The sequence below is a fragment of the Pseudomonas tumuqii genome (genome assembly GCF_013184545.1).
GTDB classification, from domain to species: Bacteria; Pseudomonadota; Gammaproteobacteria; order Pseudomonadales; family Pseudomonadaceae; genus Aquipseudomonas; species Aquipseudomonas tumuqii.
In genome coordinates this window covers 94,374-112,964 of the sequence record NZ_JAAOJA010000002.1, presented here as the reverse complement: position 1 = coordinate 112,964, position 18,591 = coordinate 94,374, and the positions used below count along the sequence as shown (strand labels likewise).

Genomic DNA, 18,591 nt, shown 5'->3' with positions numbered 1-18,591 from the left:
TGATCGGCGCCCAGTATGGCGCAGGTTTTTACCCGCGGAGGTTATGAAACGAGCAATCACCGTCGCGGGCCCTCTCCAGGCATTCGCGGCAAGACTCGCCAGACAAACAAAGGGGGAGTTTAGTGACCCACTTTTGCCTGGCGCAATGCCAACAGCGGGCTCTGTAGGCCGGCGTTTTTTCACAATCGCTCACAACACGTTGCAGCCGGGCACGTGCTTGTTACACTGACGCGTCCTTTGGAGTATGAAATGTTTTCCCAGGCGCCAACTATAAGAATTCTCAGCCTATTGATGTTTTTCGGCCTGCTCTGCGGCCTCGGCGGCTGTTCCACCTGGACGACCGGGGAGTTCAAGGATCCGGATGTCCGCCTGGTCAAAGTCGACGTCATCAAGGCCAAGTTATTGGAGCAGCACTTCGTCCTGCGTTTTCGTATCGACAACCCCAATAGCATGAGCTTGCCGGTACGGGGCCTGGATTACCGGGTACACCTCAACGAGGTGAAATTGGCAGAAGGCCAAACCGACACCTGGTTCACGGTCCCAGCCCATGGCCACCATGTGTTCGATGTCCCGGTGCGCACCAATCTCTGGCGGCACCTGCGGCAAATCGTCAAATTGCTTGAGCAACCTGAAGAGCCTATCCGCTATCGCCTCGAAGGCCAGGTAAAAACCGGTTTATTGTTCGGCCGTAACGTGCACATGTCGCGTAATGGCGAGATAATCCCCGGCGATTTCATTCCCGAGTAAGCGCACATGAACCAACAACCCCACGTACACGGCCCCGACTGCAACCATGCCGAGCACGACCACCAGCATGATCATGACCACGGTCACGTGCATGGCCCGGACTGCAACCATGCTCACCAGGAGCCGGTGCGCAACGCCCTGAAAGACGTTGGCCGCAACGATCCCTGCCCATGCGGCAGTCAGAAGAAATTCAAGAAATGCCACGGTGCCTGATGTACCCATGAGCACCTTGAGTCTGCTGCTTCTGCTGGCCGGCGCCCTGGTGGTGACGGCCCTGGCACTGTACGCCCTGCTCCTGTGGCGCCGGGTCTGGGCGCAACGGCGCAACCTGGCGCAGGCAGCAAACCAGCGCCGTGAACGTCTGGCTGGCGACCTGCAGATACTCGCCGGCAGCCTGCTCGATGGCCAGCTGCCGCTGATCGAAGGCGCTATTCGGATCAAGGTGCTGCTGGACAACTACGACACCGCACTGAGCCAGGACACCCGCTGCCAAGTGTTTCACCTGCTGTTTGAAGCCACCGCCCAGGTGCCGACCCATGCAAACTGGAAGGCACTGGACCCGAGCGAGCGGCGCCAGCACGAAAAACACTTCAATGAACTGGAACTGCAGCACAAGGCTGCCGCTCGCACAGCCGCACGCTGGCTGCTCGACGAAGGCCTGAAGCAACCCAGCAACTGACCCTGGCGGCAGGTTGGGCAGCACTTTCATCCACCGATCTTTCCAGTCCTGCGTTCTGCAAGGAGCTCGCTGCATGCTATCGCGCGCATTCCGTCCCATGGCCCACCTGGGCCTCGCCGCCACCCTCACTGCCGGCTTGGCGGTAAGCGGCTGCCAGTCGTTTCTCGACAGCCGTTACCGCGATAGCCTGCACCCGGACCAGGGCAGCGTGCGCGTTCAGGGCCTGGCGCAAAGCGTTGTGGTTCGACGCAATGCCCTGGGCATGCCGCTGATCGAAACCAATACCTTCCACGACGCGCTGTTCGCCTTGGGCTATGTGCATGCCAGCGACCGCCTCAGCCAGATGGTCGGCCTGCGCCTGATGGCCGAAGGCCGATTGGCGGAGATGGCCGGCCCCGGCGTACTGGAAATCGACCGTCTGATGCGCGCGGTCAACCTGAAGAAAAGTGCCGAAGTGCTCTATGCCAACGCCTCACCACGGCTGAAGAAGTTCTTCGCAGTATACGCCCGCGGCGTCAATGCCTACCTGTTCCGCTATCGCGACAAGCTGCCGATGGACCTGGCCCAATCCGGCTATCGTCCGCCCTACTGGAAAGCCGAAGACTCGGTGCTGGTGTTCTGCCTGCTGAACTTCGGCCTGTCGGTCAATCTGCAGGAAGAAATCGCCGCCCTGGTGCTGGCGCAGCAAGTCGGCAGCGAACACCTCGCCTGGCTGCTGCCCACCTACCCGGATGAGCCGCTGCCGTTCGAGGAGGCCGAAAAACTCAAGGGCCTGACCCTGAGCGGACAACTCCCCGGCCTGGCTGCCATCAACAATGCGGCCAGCCAGCTCGCCAGCACCCACATGCTTGGCGTCGCCGCCTCCAACAACTGGGCCATCGCCCCCCAGAACAGCCGCAGCGGCAAGAGCCTGCTGGCCAACGACACCCACCTGCCGCTGTCGATGCCGTCGGCGTGGAACTTCGTGCAGATCCGTTCGCCGAAATTCCAGGCCGCCGGCGTGTCGATTGCCGGCGTACCGGCCATCGTCGCCGGGTTCAACGGCAAACTCGGCTGGGGCATGACCATGGTCATGGGCGACAACCAGGACCTGTTCCTGGAGAAAATCCAACGTCAAGGCAACCGCCTCTATTACCAGGCCGACGGCAAATGGCTGCCCACCCGGGAGCGCCAGGAAACCTTCTTCATCAAAGGCCAGCGGCCGATCCGCGAAACCATCTTCGAGACCCGCCACGGCCCGCTGCTCAACTCGGTGCTGGGCGAGCGCAAACACCCATTGCAGCCCCTGCGACTGAACAGCGGTTACGGCCTGGCCCTGCAAACCACTCAATTCGAGGCGGATCGCTCCCTCGATGCACTGTTCGATCTGTCCCGCGCACAATCGGTGGAGCAAGCCTTCGAGGCCACCCGCGAAGTGCGTGCCATGCCATTGAATATCGTCTTCGCCGACGCCCAGCACATCGGCTGGCAAGTCACCGGACGCTTTCCCAATCGCCGCGAAGGCCTCGGCCTGATGCCCTCGCCTGGCTGGGACGGTCGCTACGACTGGGATGGTTTCGCCGACCCGATGCTGCACCCCTATGACCAGGACCCGCAGCAAGGCTGGCTGGGCACCGCCAACCAGCGTACCGTGCCACGCGGCTACGGCATGCAGCTGTCCAACTCCTGGTACTACCCGGAGCGCTACGAGCGCCTGGCGCAACTGGCTGGCAGCGGCAAGCACGACACCCGCAGCATGATTGCCATGCAGTACGACCAGACCACGCCCTTTGTCGGCAAGCTGCAAAGCATGCTCGAGGCACCCGGCATGGCCGCGCCGCTGCAAAAAGCCATCGATGCCCTGCCCGCACTGGAACGTGCCAAAGCGCGCGAAGCCTACAGCCGGCTGCTGGCGTTCGACGGCAAACTCAGCGAGAGCTCGGCGGATGCCGCACTCTACGGCGCCTTCCTGCATGAAAGCGCACGGCAGATATTCCTCGACGAACTGGGCCCCGAAACCAGCCCGGCCTGGCTGGCCCTGGTGGAAACCGCCAACAAATCCTATTCGGCCCAGGCCGACCATCTGCTGGGCCGTGACGACAGTCCGTTCTGGAACGATATCGGTAGCGCCCAGCAAGAAGACAAGCCGGCCATTCTCGCCCGCAGCCTGGCCGCCGCCGTGACCTTCGCCGAAACCAAGCTCGGCAGTGAGCGCAGCACCTGGCAGTGGGGCAAGCTGCACAGCTACAACTGGGTCACCGAGACCAGCAAACTGGCGCCTTACATGAGCACCAGCCAGCGCGCCGGGATCAACGCACTGAAGGGTTATCTCGACCGCGGCCCCTACCCGGCCGGCGGCGACCACAGCACCCTCAATGTATCGGCCTACAACTGGGGGCAGGACTTCGACACCTGGCTGATTCCGGCCATGCGCATCGTCGTCGATTTCGGCCGCGCAGAACCGCTGATCGGCCTGAACAGCTCCGGCCAATCCGGCAACCCGGCGAGCGAGCATTACGCCGACGGCATCGAGGCCTGGCGCAAAGGCCAGTACATGAGCTTTCCGTTTCAGCCGCAGAACCTCGAGAAGGCCTATGGCACTAAACGGCTGATCCTGACACCCGGAAAATAATCACCGTTGGTCGGCGGTTACTGAACCAATGTGCCAGGCTCCAGCTCTGAATTAACGGACTTACTCCATAGATCATCACTTTAGGGCGCCTTTTGGCGCCCTTTCTTTTGCCCATGATTTACCCTCGCGATCGCCTGCCCGGCAGGCTCTGGGCGTACGACTGACACTGGTCAGTCGCGAGTAATCCCGGTGATGGTGATGCCGTAACGCTCGGCCAGACGCACGGCCGGGGTCTGGATTTCATTGGGAAGGTCTTTCGGCTCTTCACGCTCGTAGACTTTCTCGGCCATTTTGAGCAGCTGCAGTACGGCCTGTTCCATGCTCGGCTTGCTGCTGGACTGAAGCTCGAACACCTCGGTGCTCTCATCTTTGCTGTATGTGATCTTCCACGTCGTCATGACTGATTCCTCCCGCACTAAAATACTCGATCGTCCGTACACTGACGGACACGGTCCTGATGTGACCTACCCTACCAAAGCAATTCGCTCACCGCAGGCCATACCTCGCCGGACAGCCTTTCCAGATGTTTCAGCACCACTAACCCGCCAGACTGCAATGTGTTCATTTAAGCCAAGTGAGCAGATTTTTTGTAGCCGGATGAAATCCCGCGCCAACAAACCACCCCGGAGGTGAAACCACGGGACGGCCGACATCCTTGATGGGAACGGTACAGCGCCGGCTCTATGCGGACCCCAAGGCGCCTGTTGTTCGCTTGAGTTTCAGCCCCTTGCGCGACTTTGCCGATTAACTCGAGGCCAGAGTTGGCTTATGATCCTGCAGCGCCTGCGGCAAGCCATCCCGACTGGAGGCCATGCCACAACCAACAGGCCGTCACTGTCTAACCACCATCATCCGCGTACCGACTTGCCCTAAGGAACCACCATGAGCAGCCGCCAAGCCGAGATCGCCACCGCCCTGAACGTGGTGCCTCCCTTTGCAGACGAAACCGCCCTGCTGGCAGAGATCGAGCGGCGCAAAACCTTTATCAAGGATTGCCTGCGTAACGCGGGCCTGAAAGTCCTGGTGCTGGGCATCAGCGGTGGGGTCGACTCGCTGACCGCCGGGCGTCTCGCGCAACTGAGCGTGGAAGAACTGCGCAACGAGACCGACGACGCTACCTATCGCTTCATTGCCGTGCGCCTGCCTCACGGCACCCAGCACGACGAGCACGACGCCCAGGCGTCGCTGCAATTTATCCGCGCGGACGAAGAAGACACGGTCAATATCGCCGACAGCGTGTACGGACTCGGCGAGCAGGTCAGCCACCTACAGAAGCTCACCGTGGCACGCCGCGACTTTGTCGTCGGCAACATCAAGGCGCGCATGCGCATGGTCGCCCAGTTCGCCATCGCCAACGCCAATAATGGCCTGGTCATCGGCACCGACCATGCGGCCGAGGCGGTAATGGGCTTTTTTACCAAGTTTGGTGACGGCGCTTGCGACTTGGCCCCGCTCAGTGGCCTGGTCAAAGGTCAGGTGCGTGCCATCGCCAAGCAGCTTGGCGCACCGGAAAACCTGGTATTCAAGGTACCCACCGCCGACCTGGAGGAACTGCGCCCCGGCAAGCCGGACGAAGAAGCCCATGGCGTCAGTTACGCCGAGATCGACGCCTTCCTGCATGGCCAGCCGGTTCGCGACGAGGCGTACGCCATCATCACCCGCACCTACGACAACAGCCGGCACAAGCGCGAGCTGCCACTGGCGCCCTGACCGCGACAATGCAGGCAAGAAAAAGCCGGTTTCCACTCAATGCGGAAACCGGCTTTTTCGATCAGGCAGTTCGATCAGGCTTTCGGCAAGGTCACGCCCAGTTGCCCCTGGTATTTGCCGCCGCGATCCTTGTAGGACACCTCACACTCCTCGTCGGATTCGAGAAAGAGCATCTGCGCCACGCCTTCGTTGGCATAGATCTTCGCCGGCAAGGTCGTGGTGTTGGAAAATTCCAGGGTCACATGGCCTTCCCACTCGGGCTCCAGAGGGGTGACGTTGACGATGATGCCGCAACGCGCGTAGGTGCTCTTGCCCAGGCAGATGGTCAGTACATTGCGCGGGATCCGGAAGTACTCGACGGTGCGGGCCAAGGCGAAGGAGTTCGGCGGAATGATGCACACATCGCTCTTGACGTCGACGAAGCTCTTTGCATCGAAGTTCTTCGGATCGACGGTGGCCGAATTGATGTTGGTAAATACCTTGAATTCATCGGCACAACGCACATCGTAGCCATAGCTGGAAACACCGTAGGAGATCAGCGGCTGACTGCCTTCTGCGCGCACCTGACGCTCGACGAAAGGCTCGATCATGCCGTGCTCTTGAGCCATGCGGCGAATCCATTTATCCGATTTGATGCTCATGGCGAGTGTCCTGAATAAGCGGGTGATGAAAAAGTGAGCGCATCTTACCGGGGCCGGCGGCAGGGTTCAAAGACTGTCGACCAACGTCATCGCCCAAGCCTGGCGTTACTTCACCCATCGCTAAATAACAGAAAGCCGTACAGAGCGTTCGCGCTTAGCGTTAAAAGCGCGTACAGTAGCGCCACTGTGCTGCATGTGTCACCGCGAATCGCTACTTGATGCCTAGATTTCGATCCAAACATCGTCCGACTCCTAGTACTCGTTGCACTCAGTCCCGGCCTGGGCTTTTCCAGGGCTGTTATTAAAAATTGTTAGGAGACATAAAATGTCGAATCGTCAGAATGGTACCGTCAAGTGGTTTAACGATGAGAAAGGCTACGGCTTTATCACTCCGCAATCCGGTGACGACCTGTTCGTACACTTCAAAGCTATCCAGAGCGATGGCTTCAAGAGCCTGAAAGAAGGCCAGCAAGTGACTTTCGTGGCCACCCGTGGTCAGAAAGGCATGCAAGCTGAGGAAGTTCAGGTTGTATAACCTGATCTAACCCCGCTTGAGAAAAAGCCCCGCCCTGTGCGGGGCTTTTTTGTGGGCGCAGGCTTGGTGATTGTGCTGTTACAGCAACGGCGCGCAGAGCCTGCGCGCCACGGCTGAATCAGTCTTCGCTGATCACGATGCTCGGCATCGCCTGCTGCCGGTCACCCTGGGCGATACGTGCGCCGACGTTACGGGCGATTTCCTGATAGATCATGGCGATCTGGCTTTCCGGGTCGGCGATGGTGGTCGGCTTGCCGCCGTCGGACTGCATGCGAATGGCCATCGACAGGGGCAAGGACGCCAGCAGGTCGACACCGTACTGCGCCGCCAGCTTCTCGCCGCCACCCTCGCCGAACAGGTGCTCGGCATGGCCGCAGTTCGAGCAGATGTGCACCGCCATGTTTTCCACCACACCGAGCACCGGGATATTCACCTTGCGGAACATCTCCACGCCCTTCTTGGCATCCAGCAGCGCCAGATCCTGCGGCGTGGTGACGATCACCGCGCCGGAGACCGGCACCTTCTGCGCCAGGGTCAGCTGGATGTCACCGGTGCCCGGGGGCATGTCGACCACCAGATAATCCAGGTCGCCCCAGGCGGTCTGGGTGATCAACTGGATCAGCGCACCGGAGACCATGGGCCCGCGCCATACCACCGGGGTGTTTTCGTCGGTCAGAAAAGCCATCGACATGACCTCGACGCCATGGGCCAGGAGCGGCACGAACCATTTCTGCTCCCGGATCTCAGGCCGCGTGCCCTCGGCGATGCCGAACATGATGCCCTGGCTCGGCCCATAGATGTCCGCGTCGAGAATGCCGACCTTGGCGCCTTCGCGCATCAGCGCCAGCGCCAGGTTGGCGGCCGTGGTCGATTTGCCCACCCCGCCCTTGCCCGAGGCCACCGCGATCACGTTCTTCACGTTGGCCAGGGCCGGCACCTGGTCCTGCGCCTTGTGCGCCTCGATCACGCAATCGATCTGGACCTGCGCGCTGTCGACGCCGTCGAGGTTTTCCAGGGCCATTTGCAGCATCTGCGCCCAGCCGCTCTTGAACAGGCCGGCGGCGTAACCCAGTTGCAGGCGCACGCTGACCTTGCCGCCCTGAATATCCACCTCGCGCAGGCAGCCGGCGCTGACCGGGTCCTGATCGAGGTGTGGATCGGTGTATTGCGACAGTGCAGCTTCGATCGCTGCGCGGGTGACGGACATAGAGGACTCCCTGGGAAAGACCGAGCAGAACAGGCGGGCATATTACCCCGTAGGCTGCGCCGCGCGCACCGCCTCTCTGGCTCATCGGCGCCCTGGATCGACGCCGCGCCGCCTGTCCAGACGATCCAGCGGATGAAAAAAATCCGCGCCGCCTATATAGTTGCCGACTTCTTTCGTTATACCAGTGCAGCCGATTCCCATGAGCGAAGCCCGCAAGATTCTCGTTACCAGCGCCCTGCCCTATGCCAACGGTTCGATCCACCTTGGCCATATGCTCGAATACATCCAGACCGATATGTGGGTGCGCTTCCAGAAGCTGCGCGGCAACCAGGCCATCTACGTCTGTGCCGACGACGCTCATGGCTCGGCGATCATGCTGCGCGCCGAGAAAGAAGGCATCACCCCGGAACAGCTGATCGCCGACGTCAAGGCCGAGCACACAGCCGACTTCGCCGACTTTCTGGTGAACTTCGACAACTACCACTCGACCCACTCCGAGGAAAACCGCGAGCTGTCGGCGGCCATCTACCTGAAACTGCGCGACGCCGGGCATATCGCCACCCGCTCGGTGACCCAGTACTTCGACCCGGAAAAGGGCATGTTCCTCGCCGACCGCTTCATCAAGGGCAGCTGCCCGAAGTGCGGCGCCGAGGACCAGTACGGCGACAACTGCGAGAAATGCGGCGCCACCTACGAGCCCACCGAGCTGAAGAACCCGCGCTCGGCCATCTCCGGCGCGGTGCCTGAACTGCGCGACTCCAAGCACTTCTTCTTCAAGCTGCCGGACTTCGAGGCCATGCTGAAAAGCTGGACCCGTGGCGGCGCCCTGCAGGACGCGGTGGCCAACAAGATCGCCGAATGGCTGGATTCCGGCCTGCAGGAATGGGACATCAGCCGCGATGCGCCCTACTTCGGCTTCGAGATCCCCGACGAGCCCGGCAAGTACTTCTACGTCTGGCTGGACGCACCTGTCGGCTACATGGCCAGCTTCAAGAACCTTTGCGCGCGCAATCCCGAGCTGGACTTCGACGCCTTCTGGGGCAAGGACTCGACGGCCGAGCTGTACCACTTCATCGGCAAGGACATCGTCAACTTCCACGCCCTGTTCTGGCCGGCGATGCTCGAAGGCGCCGGCTTGCGCAAGCCGACCGCGGTCGCCGTGCATGGCTACCTGACCGTCAACGGCCAGAAGATGTCCAAGTCGCGCGGCACCTTCATCAAGGCGCGCACCTACCTGGATCACCTCAATCCGGAATACCTGCGCTACTACTACGCGGCCAAGCTCGGCCGCGGCATTGAAGACCTCGACCTCAACCTCGAAGACTTCGTGCAGAAGGTCAACTCGGATCTGGTCGGCAAGGTGGTCAACATCGCCAGCCGCTGCGCCGGCTTTATCCACAAGGGCAATGCCGGTGTACTGGTTGCCGGCAATGCCGCACCCGAACTGACCGACGCCTTCCAGGCCGCCGCGCCGAGCATCGCCGAGGCCTACGAGGCCCGCGACTTTGCCCGCGCCATGCGCGAAATCATGGGCCTGGCCGACCGCGCCAACGCCTGGATCGCCGACAAGGCGCCCTGGGCGCTGGCCAAACAGGACGGCAAGCAGGACGAGGTGCAGGCCATCTGCGCCCTGGGCATCAACCTGTTCCGCCAGTTACTGATCTTCCTCAAGCCGGTGCTGCCGAAACTGGCCGCCGATGCCGAGGCCTTCCTCAATGTCGCGCCGCTGAGCTGGGACGACCACCAGAGCCTGCTGGCCAACCACCAACTGAACCCGTTCAGCGCCCTGCTGACCCGCATCGAGCCTGCGAAAATCGACGCCATGATCGAAGCCTCCAAGGAAGACCTCGCCGCCAGCGAAACCGGCCACGCGCCCCAGGAGAGCGTTCCCCGAGGCAACGGCGAACTGGCAAAAGACCCACTGGCGGCCGAGATCGCCTTCGACGCCTTTGCCGCGGTCGACCTGCGTATCGCCCTGATCGAGAAATGCGAGTTCGTCGAGGGCGCCGACAAGCTGCTGCGCCTGACCCTGGACATCGGCGATGCCAAGCGCAACGTGTTCTCCGGAATCAAGAGCGCCTACCCCGACCCGAGCCAGCTGGAAGGTCGCCTGACCCTGTACGTGGCCAACCTGGCCGCACGCAAGATGAAGTTCGGTATCAGCGAAGGCATGGTCCTGGCCGCCGGCCCGGGTGGCGAGGAAATCTACCTGCTCAGCCCGGACAGCGGCGCCAAACCGGGCCAACGGGTCAAGTAAGCAACTGCGGCAGATTGGCGCAGCGTGCCCCAATACGCTGCGCCAGCCTTATGCCAGCCACTCAGGCACAGTGATCCGGCTTGTGTGGCCGGACCGGCTTCCCGATAATAGACAACCCTTTCCCCACGGCCTTGCCTGTCCACCAACGGAACCCGCAATGACCGAACTCGCCTTGATCATGGTCAGTGCCATCCTGGTCAACAACTTCGTGCTGGTGCAATTCCTCGGCCTGTGCCCGTTCATGGGTGTGTCGAAGAAGATCGAGACGGCCATCGGCCTGTCCCTGGCCACCACCTTCGTGCTGACCCTGGCGGCCATGTGCAGCTACCTGGTCCAGCAATACGTGCTCAAGCCGCTGGATATCGAGTTCCTGCGCACCATCAGCTTTATCCTGGTGATCGCCGTGGTGGTGCAGTTCACCGAAATGGTGGTGAACAAGACCAGCCCGCTGCTGTACCGCGTGCTCGGCATCTTCCTGCCGCTGATCACCACCAACTGCATCGTCCTCGGGGTGGCCCTGCTCAACGCCAACAAGGCCGAGTTCTCTTTCATCACGGCCACCGCCAACGGCTTTGCCGCCGGCCTCGGCTTCTCCCTGGTGCTGGTGCTGTTCGCCGCCATGCGGGAGCGCATCGCCATCGCCGATGTGCCGAAGACCTTCCAGGGCGCCGCCATCGGCATGGTTACGGCCGGCCTGATGTCGCTGGCGTTCATGGGCTTTACCGGGCTGATCAAGCTATGAGCCTGTTGCTCAGCGCGGTTCTCGCCCTGCTGGCGCTGTGCCTGGTGGCCGGCGCCATCCTCGGTTTCGCCGCGGTGCGTTTCAAGGTCGAGGGCAATCCGATCGCCGAGCAGATCAACGCCCTGCTGCCACAAACCCAGTGCGGCCAGTGCGGCTATCCCGGTTGTAAACCCTATGCCGAGGCGATTGCCGGCGGCGACAAGATCAACAAATGCCCACCGGGCGGCGAAGCGACCATCCAGGCACTGGCCGACCTGCTAGATGTCGAGGCCGAACCGCTGGACGCGGTGGAAGGCGAGAAACCGCAGATGGTCGCCTACATCCGCGAGGCCGAGTGCATCGGCTGCACCAAATGCATTCAGGCCTGCCCGGTGGACGCCATTGTCGGCGCGGCCAAGCAGATGCACACAGTGATCGTCGCCGAATGCACCGGCTGCGACCTCTGCGTCGAACCCTGCCCGGTGGACTGCATCGACATGATCCCGCTGGGCAGCAGCGTGCAAAGCTGGAAGTGGAGCAAGCCCCTGCCGCCCGGCCAGTTGATCGCCAGCGATCGGGAGCAGGCAGCATGACAGCGATGCAACCCCTGGTATGGGATATCCCCGGCGGCATTCATCCGCCGGAGCGCAAACACCTCTCCAACCGTACGTCGATCCAGCCGGCGCCGCTGCCCAAGCGCCTGGTGTTGCCACTCAACCAGCACATCGGCGCACCGGCCGAGCCGGTGGTTGCCCTGGGCCAGCGGGTGCTCAAGGGGCAACTGATCGCCGCGGCCAATGGTTTCGTCAGCGTGCCGCTGCATGCGCCGACCTCCGGCACCGTCAGCTTCATCGGCCCGCAGCCTTACCCGCATGTCTCCGGCATGCTCGCCCCGGCCATCGTCATCGACAGCGACGGCCTGGATCAATGGTGCGAACTGACGCCCTGCCCGGACTACCGTCATCTGGAAAACAGCAGCCTACTGGAGATGATCCGTCAGGCCGGGATCAGCGGCCTGGGTGGCGCCGGCTTCCCCACGGCGGTCAAGCTCAACGCCCGGCCGGCCCAGAAGATCCACACCCTGGTGATCAACGGCACCGAGTGCGAGCCCTACATCACCGCCGACGATCTGTTGATGCGTGAACGGACCGAACAACTGATTTCCGGCATCGATATACTCGCCCAACTGATCCAGCCCGATCGGGTACTGATCGGCGTCGAAGACAACAAGCCAGAAGCCATCGCCGCACTGCGCACGGCCTTGAGCGAGCGCAGTTATCAACTGCGGGTGTTCCCGACCAAATATCCCTCGGGCGGCGAGAAGCAGCTGATCCAGATCCTCACCGGCGTCGAAGTCCCCAGCGGCGGCCTGCCGGCGGATATCGGCATCCTCTGCCAGAACGTCGGCACCTGCAAAGCCATCCACGACGCGGTGGTTCTCGGCAAACCGCTGATCTCGCGCATCACCACCCTCACCGGCGAAGCCCTGGCGCGGCCGATGAACGTCGAGGTGCTGCTCGGCACCCCGGTGGGCGAACTGCTGGAGTTTGCCGGCCTCGACCGCAGCAAACTCAACCGCCTGATCATGGGCGGGCCGATGATGGGCTTCACCCTGCCCGACTTCGACGTGCCGCTGATCAAGACCACCAACTGCCTGCTCGCCGCGACCAGCGCCGAATTGCCGCCACCGCCCCCGGCCATGCCCTGCATCCGCTGCGGCGAGTGCGCCGAGGTCTGTCCGGCCAGCCTGCTGCCGCAGCAGCTGCACTTCTTCGCCATCGGCCAGGAGCATGAGCAGCTCAAGGCACACAACCTGTTCGACTGCATCGAATGCGGCGCCTGCGCCTATGTCTGCCCGTCGAGCATTCCCCTGGTGCAGTACTACCGTGCAGCCAAGGGCGAAATTCGTGACTTGGAACAGAAGCAGCTCAAGGCAGAACAGTCCAAGCAGCGCTTCGAGCTGCGCCAGGAACGCCTGCGCCGCGCCGAAGAGCAGAAAGAAGCCGAACGCAAGGCCCGCGCCGAGAAGGCCGCCCGCGCCAAGGCCGCCCAGGCCGAAGCGCCAGCGAACACTGACGACGGCGCAGCAGCCAAACCGGCTGGTCTCGGCGACGAACTGAAGAAACTCAAGATCGAAGCCAGCATGGCCCAGGTCGCGCTGAAGAAGGCCGAGAAGCAGCTGGCGGCCCACGCCACACCCGAGATGCAGGCCCAGGTCGACCAGCTGCAAAGTGCCGCAACAGCCGCCCAACAGGCCCTGGATGCCGCCATGGCGGCCAGCCCACCAGCCGCGGCAGCAACGCCTGCGGCGGATGACGGCGCCCTGAAGAAGGCCAAGATCGACGCCGCCATGCTTCGCGCCCAGTTGCGCAAGCTGGAGCAACTCGAGGCCCCGGACGACGATCAGCAGGCCGAACTGGCCCGCTTGCGCCAGCAGCTCGAAGAGGCGGAAAAGGCCCTGACCGACCTGCAGAGCCAGGCCGCGCTGCCGGCAACGCCGGTCGACGACGGCGCCCTGAAGAAGGCCAAGATCGACGCCGCCATGCTCCGCGCCCAGTTGCGCAAGCTGGAGCAACTCGAGGCCCCGGACGATGACCAGCAGGCCGAACTGGCCCGTTTGCGCCAACAGCTCGAAGCAGCGGAAAAGGCCCTGACCGACCTGCAGAGCCAGGCCACGCCAACGACAACGCAGCCCGCCGACGACAGCGCCCTGAAGAAGGCCAAGATCGACGCCGCCATGCTCCGCGCCCAGCTGCGCAAGCTGGAGAAACTCGAGGCCCCGGACGACGATCAGCAGGCCGAACTGGCCCGCGTGCGCCAGCAGCTCGAAGCAGCCGAAAAGGCCCTGGCCGACCTGCAAAACCAGGCCGCCCCGCCGGCAACGCCAGTCGACGACAGCGCCCTGAAGAAGGCCAAGATCGAACTGGCAATGAAGCGCGCCGAGTTGAAAAAAGCCGAGAAAGCCGGCAGCGATGACGCCGAACTGGGCAGTCTGCGCGATGCCCTGGCCCAGGCAGAACAGGCTCTGCACGCCGCCGAGGCGACGGCCAACAAGCCTGCGCCAACGCTGGTGCGCACGGACAAACAGCCGATTGACGACACCACCCGCACCCTGAAAACCGAGGTGGCCTTCGCCCGCGCCGACCTGCGCAAGCTGGAACGCGATGCGAGCAGTGCCACCGATGCCCTGGCCGCAGCCCGTCAACGCCTGGCGCACGCCGAACAGAAATTACAGGAACACGCAGACTGACCGACACCCCGGAGCCCGGCTGCAATCCGGGAGCGCTGCACCGAGCATGCCCGCTGGAAATGCCCCGGAGTGCAGCCGGGCTACGATTCTGAACAGCTGTTAAGGCCGCGCACCGCGCAGCCGACGCAAGACACCAACCGGAGAGCCAATGGCCCTGCCCCGTATCACATCGCCCCACGCCAAGGGCAGCAATCGCACCCAGCAGGTGATGCTGCAGGTACTGCTGGCCACCGTGCCGGGGATCCTGGCGCTGACCTGGCTGTTCGGCTTCGGCACCCTGATCAACCTGCTCTGGGCCAGCGCCTGCGCCCTGGGTTTCGAGGCGGCGATCCTGGCCCTACGCCAGCGCCCCCTGGGTTTCTTCCTCAAGGACTACAGCGCCCTGGTCACCGCGGTGCTGCTGGCCCTGGCCCTGCCGCCCTATTCGCCCTGGTGGCTGACCCTGATCGCCACCGGTTTCGCCATTGTCTTCGGCAAGCAACTGTACGGCGGCCTCGGGCAGAACCCGTTCAACCCGGCGATGCTCGGTTATGTGGTGGTGCTGATCTCCTTCCCGGTGGAAATGACCAGTTGGCCGGCGCCGCACACGGTCGGCCTGCTCGATGGCCTGCAGCACATTTTCGGCCTGGCCGCCCTGCCCGATGGCTGGACCCAGGCCACCGCACTGGATGCCATCAAGATCAATAAAAGCCTGACCATGGACGAACTCTGGGCACAAAACCCGGCATTTGGCCGCTTTGGCGGTAACGCGGTTGAGGCGGTCAATCTGGCCTTTCTCGCCGGCGGCCTCTATCTGCTCTACAAGCGCCTGTTCACCTGGCACGCACCCGCGGGCATGCTCGCCGCCCTGGCGCTCATGAGCCTGCTGTTCTGGAATGGTTCGGGTTCGGATTCCAACGGCTCGCCGCTGTTTCACCTGCTCACCGGCGCCACCATGCTCGGCGCCTTCTTCATCGTCACCGACCCGGTATCCGGCGCCACCAGCAACCTCGGCCGGCTGATTTTCGGCGCCGGCGTCGGCGTGCTGGTCTATGTGATCCGCGCCTGGGGCGGCTACCCGGATGCCGTGGCCTTCGCCGTGCTGCTGATGAACCTGGCCGCGCCGACCATCGATTACTACACGAGGCCGCGCACCTACGGTCATCGCAAGCCGACTCGCGGCTTCAGGTTGGGAGAATAGAGCATGCTCCCGGAAATCAGCCGTTCGATGCTGAAAAACAGTCTGGTGCTCGGCCTCTTCGCCATCGTCACGGTGGGCCTGGTGACACTGATCCAGCAAGCCACCGCCACGCGGATCGCATCGTCCCAGCACCAGGCGCAGATGCGCACCCTGGCGGAAATCCTCCCGGCGGACAGCTACGACAATCATCTGCTGGACAACCGCATCCAGGTGCACGATCCCCTGCTGCTCGGCAACAAGCTGCCGCAAACCGCCTATATCGGCCTGAAGGACGGCCAGCCTAGCGCGGTGATCCTCCAGGCCACCGCGCCGGACGGGTACAGCGGCGCGATCCGCTTGCTGGTCGGTATTCACGCCGATGGCCGCCTGGCCGGCGTGCGCGTGCTCAACCACCGTGAAACGCCCGGCCTGGGCGACAAGATCGAACTGAGCAAAAGCAACTGGATCCTGGGCTTCATCGGCAAATCACTGAGCGATCCAGGTGAGGCCGGCTGGGCAGTGAAGAAGGATCGCGGCGAATTCGATCAGTTCGCCGGCGCCACCATCACTCCGCGCGCGGTAGTCAAAGCGGTGCATAACGCGCTGTTGTATTTCGATCAGCATCGCGCTGAACTGCTGGTCGCCGGCACTACTGGCGCGGCCAGTCATGCGCCCGCCGACAGTGCCGCTAGCCGCGAGGGCGACAGCAGCGCCCCTGACGATCGAGGAACCGCGCCATGAGCAGCCCCAGCTATCGCGACATCACCCTTAACGGTCTGTGGAAGAACAACCCGGCGCTGGTTCAGCTGCTCGGCCTCTGCCCGCTGCTCGGCGTCAGCAACTCCACGGTCAACGCCCTGGGCCTGGCGCTGGCTAGTGCGGTGGTGCTGGTCTGTTCCAACACCGCAGTGTCACTGGTGCGCGGCGTGGTCAATACCGCCGTGCGTCTGCCGGCCTTCGTGATGATCATCGCCGCCCTGACCACCTGCATCGAGCTATTGATGCAGGCCTTCACCTACGAGCTGTACCAGATCCTCGGCATCTTCATCCCGCTGATCACCACCAACTGCGTGATCCTCGGCCGCGCCGACGGCTTTGCGGCGAAGAACGACCCCGGGCGGGCAGCCTATGACGGCCTGGTGATGGGTATCGGGTTCGGCGCGGTGCTGGTCATGATCGGCGCCGTCCGCGAACTGCTCGGCACCGGCGCGCTGTTCGCCAACATGCACCTGCTGTTCGGCCCGCTCGCAGCCGATTGGCAGCTGACCCTTTTCGCCGACTACAAAGGCTTTCTCCTGGCCATCCTGCCCCCGGGGGCCTTTATCGTGCTGGGCCTGCTGATCGCCGGCAAGAATCGCATCGATGAAGTGCTGGCCGAACGGGCCAAGGCACAACAGGTCGATATGCCAGTGCAAAGCCGTCGGGTGCGGGTCACCGGAGTCATCGAGTGAACGCCGCCAAACGCCGCGAAATCTTTCGTCGCCTGCAAGAAGACAATCCGGAACCCAAGACCGAACTGGCCTACGGCTCGCCCTTCGAACTGCTGATCGCGGTGATCCTCTCGGCCCAAGCCACCGACGTCGGGGTCAACAAGGCCACCGCCAAACTGTTTGCCGTCGCCAATACGCCGGAGGCTATCCATGCCCTGGGCGTCGAGGGCCTGTCCGCGTACATCAAGACCATCGGCCTGTACAACGGCAAGGCGCGGAACATCATCGAGACCTGCCGCATCCTGGTGGAAAAACATGGCAGCCAGGTGCCACAGAGCCGCGAGGAGCTCGAAGCCCTGCCCGGAGTCGGCCGCAAGACCGCCAACGTGGTGCTCAATACGGCCTTTCGCCAGCTGACCATGGCGGTGGACACGCATATTTTCCGGGTCAGCAACCGCACCGGGATTGCCCCCGGCAAGAATGTGCTCGAGGTGGAAAAGAAGCTGCTGAAGTTCGTGCCCAAGGAGTTTCTCCTCGATTCACACCACTGGCTGATCCTCCATGGCCGTTATGTGTGCCAGGCGCGCAAGCCGCGCTGCGGCAGTTGCCGCATCGAAGACCTGTGCGAATACAAGCACAAAACCTCGGACGATTGAGCTTTCAATGGTTTTACATCTGATCGATTGAAAAAATCTTTTTTACCCGCCCCGGTTTTGCCGCTATAAGGTGCGCAAATGGCCCTTGTAGCCGGGAGTGAAAAACATGAGCACTGGTAAAGAAGACCTCGAGCTCGACGAAGACTTTGTCGCAGAAGATGCCGACGATGGCGAAGCACCTGTGGAGGTTGCCAAAACCAACCTGACCAAACGGCGCGTCATCGACAACTTCCTCGAAGAGCGGCGCTTGCACAAACAACTGGCCGAATATGACTTCGACCTGTAAGCCTGAACCGGATAAGAAAAAGCCCTGCTGATCAGCAGGGCTTTTTCGTTCGTAGCCCGGATGAAATCCGGGGAAATACCCGTCCCGGATTACATCCGGGCTACGGGTTTCGGTTGTTTCTTCGTAGGAGCGGGCCATGCCCGCGATGCTTTTTGCAGGCATGCCCTATCGCGGCCATGGGCCTGGGCGTCCCCGCCATTCCTACAAGACAGGAGCCGTACCCTCAGTCCTTGCGCGATGGCGACAGCAACTCGATCTTGTAGCCATCCGGGTCTTCGACGAAGGCCAGGATGCTGCTGCCGTGCTTCATCGGCCCCGGCTCGCGGGTGATCTTGCCGCCACGGGCACGGATGTCGTCACAGGCCTTGTAGACATCCGCCACTTCCAGGGCGATGTGGCCGTAGCCGGTGCCCAGCTCGTAGCTGTCCACGCCCCAGTTATGGGTCAGCTCGATCACGCTGTTATGCGCCTCGTCGCCGTAGCCGACGAAGGCCAGGGTGAACTGGCCGTCCGGGTAATCCTTGCGGCGCAACAGGGTCATGCCCAGCACGTCGGTGTAGAAGGCGATGGATTTATCCAGATCGCCGACTCGCAGCATGGTGTGCAGCAGTCTCATCAGGTTTCTCCTCGTCGTATAAATTAAAACCCCGGCCTATGGCCGGGGTTGCCAAGCTCTTTGTCGGAGCGAGGGGGACGCCGAGT

19 protein-coding genes are annotated in these 18,591 nt (G+C 62.7%); 15 read left to right on the top strand and 4 right to left on the bottom strand.

Annotation, left to right across the window (positions count from 1 at the left end; translation table 11 throughout):
• Positions 1 to 249 precede the first annotated feature (249 nt).
• The 4 genes from G9C89_RS04390 to G9C89_RS04375 all read left to right on the top strand — a co-directional run bounded on the left by G9C89_RS04390 (position 250) and on the right by G9C89_RS04375 (position 4,037).
• Positions 250 to 747, top strand: a complete 498-nt coding sequence (locus G9C89_RS04390; protein WP_172145223.1) for an LEA type 2 family protein — start codon at positions 250 to 252, stop codon at positions 745 to 747.
• Positions 748 to 753: 6 nt separating this feature from the next.
• Complete coding sequence (locus tag G9C89_RS04385; protein WP_172145220.1) at positions 754 to 960, top strand: SEC-C metal-binding domain-containing protein; 207 nt, start codon at positions 754 to 756, stop codon at positions 958 to 960.
• 7 nt (positions 961 to 967) lie between these two features.
• A complete protein-coding gene (locus G9C89_RS04380) occupies positions 968 to 1,426 on the top strand; it encodes a DUF2489 domain-containing protein (protein ID WP_172145217.1) in 459 nt (152 codons plus the stop codon).
• Between the two features lie 73 nt (positions 1,427 to 1,499).
• The gene (locus G9C89_RS04375; RefSeq protein ID WP_172145214.1) at positions 1,500 to 4,037 is read left to right on the top strand and encodes a penicillin acylase family protein; all 2,538 of its coding nucleotides are present in this window, start codon (positions 1,500 to 1,502) and stop codon (positions 4,035 to 4,037) included.
• Between the two features lie 170 nt (positions 4,038 to 4,207).
• Here the strand turns inward: G9C89_RS04375 and G9C89_RS04370 are convergent, their stop codons facing one another.
• On the bottom strand, positions 4,208 to 4,435 hold the full coding sequence (locus G9C89_RS04370; RefSeq protein WP_172145211.1) for a hypothetical protein: 228 nt from the start codon (positions 4,433 to 4,435) through the stop codon (positions 4,208 to 4,210).
• Between the two features lie 484 nt (positions 4,436 to 4,919).
• On the opposite strand from G9C89_RS04370, the gene nadE reads away from it, so the two are divergent.
• Positions 4,920 to 5,747: an ammonia-dependent NAD(+) synthetase gene (gene nadE / locus G9C89_RS04365; protein WP_172145208.1), complete on the top strand. Its 828-nt coding sequence runs from the start codon at positions 4,920 to 4,922 to the stop codon at positions 5,745 to 5,747.
• 74 nt (positions 5,748 to 5,821) lie between these two features.
• Here nadE and dcd read toward each other — a convergent pair whose 3' ends face one another.
• Complete coding sequence (dcd, locus tag G9C89_RS04360) at positions 5,822 to 6,388, bottom strand: dCTP deaminase (protein ID WP_172145190.1); 567 nt, start codon at positions 6,386 to 6,388, stop codon at positions 5,822 to 5,824.
• A gap of 325 nt (positions 6,389 to 6,713) precedes the next feature.
• Here dcd and G9C89_RS04355 point away from each other — a divergent pair, with 325 nt between their 5' ends.
• Entirely contained in the window at positions 6,714 to 6,923 is a 210-nt protein-coding gene (locus tag G9C89_RS04355; protein ID WP_090498617.1) for a cold-shock protein, read from the top strand.
• A gap of 118 nt (positions 6,924 to 7,041) precedes the next feature.
• On the opposite strand, the gene apbC is transcribed toward G9C89_RS04355, so the two are convergent.
• On the bottom strand, positions 7,042 to 8,130 hold the full coding sequence (apbC, locus tag G9C89_RS04350; RefSeq protein ID WP_172145187.1) for an iron-sulfur cluster carrier protein ApbC: 1,089 nt from the start codon (positions 8,128 to 8,130) through the stop codon (positions 7,042 to 7,044).
• A gap of 199 nt (positions 8,131 to 8,329) precedes the next feature.
• Here apbC and metG point away from each other — a divergent pair, with 199 nt between their 5' ends.
• The 9 genes from metG to G9C89_RS04305 all read left to right on the top strand — a co-directional run bounded on the left by metG (position 8,330) and on the right by G9C89_RS04305 (position 17,889).
• A complete protein-coding gene (gene metG, locus G9C89_RS04345; protein ID WP_172145184.1) occupies positions 8,330 to 10,387 on the top strand; it encodes a methionine--tRNA ligase in 2,058 nt (685 codons plus the stop codon).
• A gap of 157 nt (positions 10,388 to 10,544) precedes the next feature.
• Positions 10,545 to 11,129, top strand: coding sequence for an electron transport complex subunit RsxA (rsxA, locus tag G9C89_RS04340; protein WP_172145165.1), 585 nt, complete (start codon positions 10,545 to 10,547; stop codon positions 11,127 to 11,129).
• Entirely contained in the window at positions 11,126 to 11,701 is a 576-nt protein-coding gene (rsxB, locus tag G9C89_RS04335) for an electron transport complex subunit RsxB (RefSeq protein ID WP_172145162.1), read from the top strand. Before rsxA ends, rsxB begins: the two co-directional genes overlap by 4 nt.
• Positions 11,698 to 14,358 carry an electron transport complex subunit RsxC gene (gene rsxC / locus G9C89_RS04330; protein WP_172145159.1) on the top strand — a complete coding sequence of 887 codons (2,661 nt, stop codon included), beginning with the start codon at positions 11,698 to 11,700 and terminating at the stop codon, positions 14,356 to 14,358. The genes rsxB and rsxC overlap by 4 nt, the downstream gene beginning before the upstream one ends.
• Before the next feature lie 148 nt (positions 14,359 to 14,506).
• Complete coding sequence (gene rsxD, locus G9C89_RS04325; RefSeq protein ID WP_172145156.1) at positions 14,507 to 15,538, top strand: electron transport complex subunit RsxD; 1,032 nt, start codon at positions 14,507 to 14,509, stop codon at positions 15,536 to 15,538.
• Positions 15,539 to 15,541: 3 nt separating this feature from the next.
• Positions 15,542 to 16,258, top strand: coding sequence for an electron transport complex subunit RsxG (rsxG, locus tag G9C89_RS04320; protein ID WP_172145153.1), 717 nt, complete (start codon positions 15,542 to 15,544; stop codon positions 16,256 to 16,258).
• On the top strand, positions 16,255 to 16,968 hold the full coding sequence (locus G9C89_RS04315) for an electron transport complex subunit E (RefSeq protein WP_172145150.1): 714 nt from the start codon (positions 16,255 to 16,257) through the stop codon (positions 16,966 to 16,968). The genes rsxG and G9C89_RS04315 overlap by 4 nt, the downstream gene beginning before the upstream one ends.
• A complete protein-coding gene (gene nth / locus G9C89_RS04310; protein ID WP_172145147.1) occupies positions 16,965 to 17,603 on the top strand; it encodes an endonuclease III in 639 nt (212 codons plus the stop codon). Before G9C89_RS04315 ends, nth begins: the two co-directional genes overlap by 4 nt.
• Positions 17,604 to 17,709: 106 nt before the next feature.
• Entirely contained in the window at positions 17,710 to 17,889 is a 180-nt protein-coding gene (locus G9C89_RS04305; RefSeq protein WP_090498755.1) for a PA3496 family putative envelope integrity protein, read from the top strand.
• Between the two features lie 223 nt (positions 17,890 to 18,112).
• Here G9C89_RS04305 and gloA read toward each other — a convergent pair whose 3' ends face one another.
• Positions 18,113 to 18,505: a lactoylglutathione lyase gene (gloA, locus tag G9C89_RS04300; protein WP_090498599.1), complete on the bottom strand. Its 393-nt coding sequence runs from the start codon at positions 18,503 to 18,505 to the stop codon at positions 18,113 to 18,115.
• Positions 18,506 to 18,591: the final 86 nt, after the last annotated feature.

Coding starts and splice junctions, on each gene's coding strand:
- apbC (WP_172145187.1), bottom strand. CDS start 8,130: ATGTCCGTCACCCGCGCAGCGATCGAAGCTGCACTGTCGCAATACACC.
- rsxG (WP_172145153.1), top strand. CDS start 15,542: ATGCTCCCGGAAATCAGCCGTTCGATGCTGAAAAACAGTCTGGTGCTC.
- G9C89_RS04390 (WP_172145223.1), top strand. CDS start 250: ATGTTTTCCCAGGCGCCAACTATAAGAATTCTCAGCCTATTGATGTTT.
- G9C89_RS04305 (WP_090498755.1), top strand. CDS start 17,710: ATGAGCACTGGTAAAGAAGACCTCGAGCTCGACGAAGACTTTGTCGCA.
- nadE (WP_172145208.1), top strand. CDS start 4,920: ATGAGCAGCCGCCAAGCCGAGATCGCCACCGCCCTGAACGTGGTGCCT.
- rsxC (WP_172145159.1), top strand. CDS start 11,698: ATGACAGCGATGCAACCCCTGGTATGGGATATCCCCGGCGGCATTCAT.
- G9C89_RS04385 (WP_172145220.1), top strand. CDS start 754: ATGAACCAACAACCCCACGTACACGGCCCCGACTGCAACCATGCCGAG.
- dcd (WP_172145190.1), bottom strand. CDS start 6,388: ATGAGCATCAAATCGGATAAATGGATTCGCCGCATGGCTCAAGAGCAC.
- G9C89_RS04355 (WP_090498617.1), top strand. CDS start 6,714: ATGTCGAATCGTCAGAATGGTACCGTCAAGTGGTTTAACGATGAGAAA.
- metG (WP_172145184.1), top strand. CDS start 8,330: ATGAGCGAAGCCCGCAAGATTCTCGTTACCAGCGCCCTGCCCTATGCC.
- rsxD (WP_172145156.1), top strand. CDS start 14,507: ATGGCCCTGCCCCGTATCACATCGCCCCACGCCAAGGGCAGCAATCGC.
- G9C89_RS04375 (WP_172145214.1), top strand. CDS start 1,500: ATGCTATCGCGCGCATTCCGTCCCATGGCCCACCTGGGCCTCGCCGCC.
- G9C89_RS04315 (WP_172145150.1), top strand. CDS start 16,255: ATGAGCAGCCCCAGCTATCGCGACATCACCCTTAACGGTCTGTGGAAG.
- rsxB (WP_172145162.1), top strand. CDS start 11,126: ATGAGCCTGTTGCTCAGCGCGGTTCTCGCCCTGCTGGCGCTGTGCCTG.
- G9C89_RS04370 (WP_172145211.1), bottom strand. CDS start 4,435: ATGACGACGTGGAAGATCACATACAGCAAAGATGAGAGCACCGAGGTG.
- rsxA (WP_172145165.1), top strand. CDS start 10,545: ATGACCGAACTCGCCTTGATCATGGTCAGTGCCATCCTGGTCAACAAC.
- G9C89_RS04380 (WP_172145217.1), top strand. CDS start 968: ATGAGCACCTTGAGTCTGCTGCTTCTGCTGGCCGGCGCCCTGGTGGTG.
- gloA (WP_090498599.1), bottom strand. CDS start 18,505: ATGAGACTGCTGCACACCATGCTGCGAGTCGGCGATCTGGATAAATCC.